The 1,158-nt window shown below is 47.2% G+C and carries 1 protein-coding gene; it reads left to right on the top strand.

Annotated features, from left to right (window positions below; translation table 11 throughout):
- Window position 1 precedes the first annotated feature (1 nt).
- A partial coding sequence (tuf, locus tag NI468_RS16010; protein ID WP_253102615.1) for an elongation factor Tu occupies window positions 2–1,158 on the top strand: 1,157 nt, incomplete at its 3' end.

The raw sequence follows: 1,158 nt of genomic DNA, 5'->3' as shown, positions 1-1,158 counted from the left end.
CATGGCTAAGGCTAAGTTTGAACGTAATAAGCCACACGTTAACGTGGGCACAATTGGTCACGTTGACCATGGTAAAACAACTTTAACAGCTGCAATTGCAACTGTATGTGCGAAGAAATTCGGTGGCGAAGCGAAAGACTACGCTGCAATCGACTCTGCACCAGAAGAAAAAGCACGTGGTATTACAATTAATACTTCACACGTAGAATACGATTCTCCAACTCGTCACTACGCTCACGTAGACTGCCCGGGCCACGCCGATTATGTTAAAAACATGATTACTGGTGCTGCTCAGATGGATGGTGCGATCCTTGTATGTGCTGCGACTGATGGTCCTATGCCACAGACTCGTGAACACATCCTGCTTTCTCGTCAGGTAGGTGTACCTTACATCGTTGTATTCTTGAACAAATGCGACCTTGTAGACGATGAAGAGCTTCTTGAACTAGTTGAAATGGAAGTTCGTGAACTTCTTTCTACTTACGACTTCCCGGGTGATGACACTCCAGTGATCCGTGGTTCTGCTCTTCTTGCGCTTAACGGTGATGACAGCCAATACGGCGAGCCAGCGGTAGTTGCGCTTGTTGAAGCACTTGACTCTTACATTCCAGAGCCAGAGCGTGCAATTGACCTTCCATTCCTTATGCCAATTGAAGACGTATTCTCAATCTCTGGTCGTGGTACAGTAGTAACTGGCCGTGTAGAGACTGGTATCGTTAAAGTAGGTGAGTCTGTAGAAATCGTTGGTATCCGTGATACTCAAACTACTACAGTAACCGGCGTAGAAATGTTCCGTAAACTTCTTGACGAAGGTCGTGCGGGCGAGAACTGTGGTGTTCTTCTTCGTGGTACTAAGCGTGAAGACGTACAACGTGGTCAAGTATTGACTAAACCAGGTGCGATCAAGCCACACACTAAATTCGATGCGGAAGTATACGTACTTTCTAAAGAAGAAGGTGGTCGTCACACTCCATTCCTTAACGGTTACCGTCCACAGTTCTACTTCCGTACTACGGACGTAACTGGTGCGATCGCGCTTAAAGAAGGCGTGGAAATGGTTATGCCTGGTGACAACGTTGAGATGTCAGTAGAGCTAATCCACCCGATCGCAATGGACCCAGGTCTACGTTTTGCGATCCGTGAAGGCGGTCGTACAGT

The sequence above is a fragment of the Acinetobacter lwoffii genome, assembly GCF_024129355.1.
GTDB classification, from domain to species: domain Bacteria; phylum Pseudomonadota; class Gammaproteobacteria; order Pseudomonadales; family Moraxellaceae; genus Acinetobacter; species Acinetobacter lwoffii_I.
The sequence above is the reverse complement of the archived record's forward strand: the minus strand, read 5'-3'. Positions and strand labels throughout refer to the sequence as shown.